This window comes from Actinomadura logoneensis (assembly GCF_003428695.1).
Classification (GTDB): domain Bacteria; phylum Actinomycetota; class Actinomycetes; order Streptosporangiales; family Streptosporangiaceae; genus Spirillospora; species Spirillospora logoneensis.
On record NZ_QURH01001051.1, the window covers coordinates 22108 to 28411 of the forward strand.

Annotated in this window: 2 protein-coding genes; one reads left to right on the forward strand and one right to left on the reverse strand. The window is 72.5% G+C overall.

Translation table 11 applies throughout. The features are described from left to right. The first annotated feature begins 45 nt into the window (after positions 1-45). A complete protein-coding gene (locus DZF91_RS38240) occupies positions 46-3357 on the forward strand; it encodes an NACHT N-terminal Helical domain 1-containing protein (RefSeq protein ID WP_117361905.1) in 3312 nt (1103 codons plus the stop codon). A gap of 76 nt (positions 3358-3433) precedes the next feature. On the opposite strand, the gene DZF91_RS38245 is transcribed toward DZF91_RS38240, so the two are convergent. Further along, the coding region (locus tag DZF91_RS38245; protein WP_117361906.1) for a S8 family serine peptidase at positions 3434-6304 on the reverse strand (2871 nt) is incomplete at its 5' end.

Sequence of the window (6304 nt, forward strand, 5' to 3'; positions counted from 1 at the left end):
CGAAACACCACACAACGGCCCAACTCGACGGGCGATACTGAACGAATGTCCGTCGAGTTGGCCGCCGTCGGCGTCGGCAAGTCCGTGGCGAAGCTCGTGCTCGGCCGCGTGCTGTCCGGCCGGACGGCCCGCCTCGACCGCTCCGCCGACCTGGTCGACCTCATCCGGGTCGGCTACGCGGACGAGCTCCGGCGGCGCAAGGCCGTCTCGCAGTTCGAGGACATCGCCACGGCCGTCGCCGACCGGCTCCTGAAGTTCTGCCGCGCCGAGTACCGCGGCCTCACCGACGGCGACCGTGAGGCGGTGCTAGCCCAGGTCGTCCTCACCCTGGACCGGGCCGACCTCTCCGACACGGCTCTCCTCGCCGACGACGCCGACCCGGTGAAACTCGCCCGCCGCCTGCGCCGCACCCTCCCCGCGCGCGACGCGTCCTTCCAGCTGGGCGAAGCGGGCGCGCGCCTGTACGACGTCGTGCTGGACGAGTGCTGCGACTGCCTGGCCCGCATCGTCACCCACCTCCCCCAGTTCGCGCCCCGCGCGTCGGCGGAGACGCTCTCCCGCCTTTCCGGGTTGGCCGAACAGGTCGAAACGCTCCTCGCCCGGATGCCCGCCCGCTCCCTGACCGCGCCCGAGGGCGTCGCCGAGGACGAGGAGTTCACCCGCCGCTACCTGTCGTCGCTGAGCGAGACCCTGGACCTACTCGAACTGTTCGGCGTCCGGTTCGAGCGCATGAGCCGTCCCAGGACGAGCCTCAGCGTGGCCTACATCAGCCTCAACGTCTCACAGGAGCAGGAGCGGACTCGGCGGCGTCAGGAACCCGTCCCGCGCTCCGAGTGGCGCGAGGAGCGGACCGGCGGCACCGTCCGCATCGAGACCGCGCTCAAGGACCACCGCCTGCTCCTCGTCCGCGCGGAAGCGGGCGGCGGCAAGAGCACGCTCCTGCGCTGGCTCGCGATCGCCGCCGCACGCGGCTCCTTCTCGGACGAACTGGCCGACTGGCGCGGTCTCGTCCCGTTCCTCGTCAAGCTCCGCAGCCACGCGGGCGGCAGGCTCCCGACGCCCGAGGAGTTCCTGGACGACACGGCGGGCAACCTCGCGGGACTCATGCCGAAGGGCTGGGTCCACCGCGTCCTGCTGTCCGGGCGCGCCCTGGTCCTGGTGGACGGCGTGGACGAGGTGACCGTGCCGCAGCGGCAGGCCGTCCGCGAGTGGGTCGGACGCCTCGTCCGCGACTTCCCCGGCATCCGCGTGCTCGTCACCTCGCGTCCCGCCGCCGCGGCGGCGGACTGGCTCCGGGACGAAGGGTTCGGCACCGCCTTCCTGGAACAGCTCAGCCCCGCCGACCTGCGCGAACTCATCGGCCACTGGCACGCCGCCGTCCGCGACTGCGCCGAACTCCCCTGCGAGCCCGAACGCCTCCCCGGCTACGAGTCGCGCCTCCTGGCCCGCTTCGAGGCGGCCCCGCACCTGCGCATGCTGGCGTCCACGCCGCTCCTGGCCGCCATGCTCTGCGCGCTGAACCTGGACCGCGAGTCCCTCCCCCGCGACCGCATGGGCCTCTACTCGGCGGCGCTCGACCTGCTCCTGGAGACCCGCGACGCCAAGCGCGGCGTGCCCAGCGCCCAGACGGTCGCGCTGGAGAAGGACCAGAAGATCCGCATCCTGCGCGACCTGGCCTGGAGCCTGTCCACCAGCAACCGCGTCGAGCTGCCGAAGCCGATGGTCGAACGCCTCATCGCCGACCGCCTGGCCGCGATGCCGAACGTCGGAGCGGACGCATCCGACGTCCTGGACGCCCTGCTGCAGCGCAGCGGCGTCCTGCGCGAACCGGTGCCGGGGCGCATCGACTTCGTCCACCGGACCGTGCAGGAGTACCTGACGGCGCAGCACGCCGCCGACATCGGCGACATCGACCTGCTCGTCCGCGAGGCCCACCGCGATCAGTGGCGCGAGACCGTCATCATGGCCGCGGGCCACGCCAACGAACCCCTCCGGCGCGACCTGATCACCGGCCTGCTCGCCCGCATCGACGCCGAACCCGGCCATGCCCGCCGCCTGAAGCTCCTGCTGGTCGCGTGCCTGGAAACCCTTCCGGCCATCCCGTCCGACCTCCGCCCGGCCTTCGACCGCTGCCTGACCGAGCTCGTCCCGCCGCGAGACGAAGTCGCCGCCCGCTCCCTGGCGACGGCGGGTGAGGCCGTCCTGGACGCCCTCCCCACCTCCACCATGAAGCTGTCGGCTCAGGTCGCCCAGGCCGCGGCCCAGGTGGCCTGGCTCATCAACGGCCCGAGAGCCCTCGACGTGCTGTCCCGCTACGCCCCGGACGCGCGGCACGAGGTGTCCAGCGAACTCGCCGCCGCGTGGAGCTACTTCGATGCCTCCGAGTTCGCCGACCGCGTCCTCCGCCACATGCCAGCGGACTCCTTCCTGTACGTCGACGATGCCGATCAGCTGCGGGCGCTCCTCACCATTCCGCCACGCGAGCAGATGTACGTGTACCTGGACGAAGGCTCGGGGATCGATCTCCTCGCCCACCACCGGCTCGTCCTGACCTCGCTGTTCCTCTACGGCCCGACGTCCGCGCACATCGATCCCGCGCGACTGCCGGCGATGCCCGAGCTCGACGGGCTCACCCTGGGCACGGCGGTCGAGGCCGCATCCCTCGACTTCCTCCGCGGGATGCCGAAGCTCAGGCAGCTGAGGATCTGGAACTGCAGCCATGTACGCGACTACAGCCCGCTGCACTCCTGCGCCTCTCTATGGACGCTCGTGCTGCACAACGCGACCCATCTGGCCACCGCCGACCAGCTTCCGTCGCTCACCGACATCAGAACTCTGGGCCTGGGCAACCTCAGCAGCAGAGAGGTGCTGCGCGAAGCCCTCGCGTCCGCCCCCGCCCTGGAGAACCTCCGCCTGTCAGCCCTTGCCTGGCCCGACGTCCCGGCCCTGGTCGCAAACCACCCGCTCGACTACCTCGGACTCGACTCCTGCCAGCAGATCGAGGACTTCGGCCCACTCGGACGTCTCCAGAGCCTCAGGCAGCTGAGCCTGTCGGAAACCCAGGTCGGCGGACTCGACTGGGTGCGCGGTCTGGACCACCTGGATGGGATCTTCCTGAACCAGTGCCCCCGCCTCGGCGATCTATCCCCGCTGGCATCCCTCCCGAGCCTCCGCGAGCTGTACCTCTTCCACAACACTGAACGGACGCTCGACCTGACACCCTTCGCCGCGTGCTCCGGCCTGACCGTCTACGTCACCCGTGGCCAGCGCGTCATCGGCGAATCCGCACTCGGACCTCGGCTGAAGAAGCTGGACGCTCCGCTCCGGGGGCTGGGGCCAGCCGGTCTCTGGGGATGACGCGCACCCTTCCCATCAGCACACATGCGGGCGGCCGGAAGGATCGCCCCTTCCGGCCGCCCGTCCCCTCGGGGTGTCAGTTGAGCGCGTAGGCGCGGATGACGGTCTGCTTCAGTGAGGTTCCGGTGTCGTTGGACACGTGGATGCGGAGCGAGACATATCCGCCAGCGCCAGACGGGTGGGTCAAGGACACCTTCCAGCGATCGTCGCCCGTGGCCGTGACCTTCGCGGGCTGCCAAGTCTTGCCGTCGTCGTAGGACGCCTCCACGGTGGCGTCGGTGAGACGCGGCGGTGCGGCGGACGTGTTCCGACGGCCGTCCGTGACGCGCAGGCCCAGCTCGAACGGTGCTCCAGCCGGGGCGCGGTTGTTCTGGTCGAAGGCTCCCTCGGTGCGGACGGCGAACATGGGCGGCTCCTCCAGGGCCGCCATCGTCGGGGTGTAGGGGAACGTCCACTCGGTCTCGGAGTGGGTGCCGAGGCCCGTCCAGGACGCCGTCCGGTCGGCGGTCGAGCGGATGGTGTAACGCCCCTCGCCGGGCGGCGTGGACACGCGGAGGGAGTCGGAGTCCGCCGCGCCGAGCAGCACACCGTCGCGCGACACCTCGGTCCGGGCGGTCGTCGGGGCGCTCAGGCCGTCCCTGTCGCCCGCCGGCACGAGCGGAAAGGTGTTGAAGATCATCGGACCGTTCCTGGCCTTGCGCATCCCCGCGCCGACCGAGCCCGGCGCGGCGGCGTTCCAGTGGTAGGCCGTCCGGCCCGGCCTGGCGGTGGACGGCGGGTTCCCGGTGACGCTGAAACCTCCGTCGTCCGCCGTCCCGGCAAGGGCGCGGCTCCAGGACAGCCCGGCGCCCGCGGTGTAGAGCTCGGTCCGCCGGCCGGGCAGCGGGACGGAGTACTCGCCATAGCCCGCCCCGAAGAAGACGCCGGGCACCAGTGCCATCGTCTGGCGCTGTCCGGTGAGCGGACGGTCGGAGTGGTACACCGACTCGACCGACGCGAGGTCGGTGTCGGCGACGCGGTAGTCCAGGCGCTCAGGGATGCGCTGGCCGACGAGCCGTTGCAGGTGGTAGGCGCGTGGACCGTCCGGCTCCGCCAAGTTGGCCACGTGGTAGAACCCGAACCGGCGTCCGGTCACCTTCTCGATGGGCATCGCCGAGAGGCCCACCTTGCCTTCGACGGCGACGCCGAACGACTGCTGCACTCCCGCGACCGTCTCGGTGACGCCGATCTCGTCGAGGCCGGAACGGACGGCCGTCCGGCTGTCCACCCGGACGGCGACCCGCCGGGCGCGGCGGGCGTCGGCGGTGAGCGCGACGTCGTGGTCGGTGACGACCACCTCGGGATAGGAGAACAGCGCCGCGTCGGTGTCGCCGGTGAAGATCGCGGCGGTCACCGAGTACCGTCCCGCCGGCACCCGCGCGGCCACGCCGTGCCCGCTGTAGTAGCCCTCGACCGCCTCTCCCGTGGCCAGGTCCGTCAGGGACACCCACGGCAGCGTCTCCATCGTCGTCCCGGCCGGGTTCCCGTTGCGGTCGGTCCCCGTCAGCCGGATCTCGTGCGACGCGGCCTCGCGGACGCCGCCGACCGCCAGGTGCAGCACCTCGGCGTCCCCGCGGACGGCCGTCAGCGCGCCGCTGTAGCGCCCCACGGGCCCCTTGCCAGGATCGGCGGAGACCGTGGCTTCGGCGGTGCCACCGGCCGGAACGTCCAGGGCGGCCGGGCTGACGGTGAACATCCCCGCGGGCGCGTCCTCACCGTCCGGACCGGTCATCTTCAAGGCCAGGTCCAGCCGGACGGGCGTGTCGCCTTCGTTCCGGATCTGGACCCGACGGCTCACCGCGGCCGTCCGCGTGAGGTCGAACGAGACGCTGCCCTGGTCGGCGAAGATCCGGGACGCCACGGCCCGGCCCACGTCGATCCGGCCCGTGCCCTGGGCGAACACGGAGACGTCGTTCTTCGGCGTGGCCGTCGTCATGAGCGCGGCCTTGACCTGGGCGGGCGTCCATCCGGAGTGCTGCTGGAACAGGAGGGCGGCGGCGCCCGCGACGTGCGGAGCGGCCATCGACGTGCCGCTCATCGTCGTGTAGCGGTCGTTCACCGGTTCGCCCTCGGAGGTGCCCGCGGCGCGTGCCGCGGTGATGCCGACGCCGGGAGCGGTCACGTCCGGCTTGACCGCGCCGTCGCCCCTTCGCGGTCCCCGGCTGGAGAAGGAGGCCACGGAGTCGTCGGCGTCGGCGGCCCCGACGGTCAGCGCCGAGTCGGCGAGGCCGGGGGCGAGCACCGACCGGTCCTCTCCCTCGTTCCCGCCCGCCACGACGAACAGCGTGCCGGTGCGGGCCGTGAGCGCGTCCGCCGCCGCCGACAGCGGATCGGTGCCGTCACCGGCCACCCACGCGCCGACGCTCATGTTCACCACGCGGACGTGCTGCTGGGCGATCCAGTCCATTCCCTCGATCAGGGACGAGAAGGTCCCCGAGCCGTCGTCGCCCAGCACCTTGCCCACCACCAGCCGGGCGTCCGGCGCGACGCCCCGGTACCTGGTGTCCGCGACGCCGTCCCCGGTGATGGCCGAGGCCACGTGCGTCCCGTGCCCGTTGCCGTCGCGGACGTTCCCGCCGCCGGTGAAGTCGCGCTCCGCGACCACGGCGTCCGCCAGGTCCGGATGCGTCGCGTCGATGCCGGAGTCGAGGACGCCCACCGTGACGCCCTTGCCGGTGTACCCGGCCCGCCACGCCGCCGGCGCGCCGATCCGGGGGACGCTCTTGTCCAGCGTCGCGTGGACCCTGCCGTCCAGCCACACGTGGCCGACGCCGGGTGCCAGCGTCCGCCCGCCGCCCGTCAGGGACGACCACACCGTCGCCGCCCTGTCCTTGCGGGCGCTCATCGCGGACCCGTTCAGCGCGGCCAGCGGCCGGGCGCCGCCGACGCCCGCCGGGGCCGCGGCGCG